This window comes from Bacillus sp. 16GRE42 (genome assembly GCF_019837435.1).
Lineage (GTDB): Bacteria > Bacillota > Bacilli > Bacillales > Bacillaceae_G > Bacillus_A > Bacillus_A wiedmannii.
This window is the reverse complement of sequence record NZ_JADAXF010000039.1, coordinates 1-206: the sequence shown is the minus strand read 5'-3', so window position 1 is coordinate 206 and position 206 is coordinate 1. Positions and strand designations below refer to the sequence as shown.

Annotated in this window: 2 tRNA genes; both read right to left on the bottom strand. The window is 50.0% G+C overall.

The features are described from left to right. Positions 1-20 precede the first annotated feature (20 nt). Positions 21-101, bottom strand: a tRNA-Leu gene (locus tag ILS93_RS28580). Between the two features lie 20 nt (positions 102-121). Beyond that, positions 122-197: transfer RNA gene (locus ILS93_RS28575), tRNA-His, on the bottom strand. Between the last annotated feature and the right edge of the window lie 9 nt (positions 198-206).

The following is a 206-nucleotide window of genomic DNA, read 5'->3' as shown; positions in this document are numbered from 1 at the left end:
ATGAGTTATTTTATTAAAAGTGCGGGTGAAGGGAGTCGAACCCCCACGCCAAAGGCGCTAGATCCTAAGTCTAGTGCGTCTGCCAGTTCCGCCACACCCGCATATTAATTTTTAAGAAAAATGGGGCGACTGATGGGAATCGAACCCACGAATGCCGGAGCCACAATCCGGTGCGTTAACCACTTCGCCACAACCGCCATGATTTT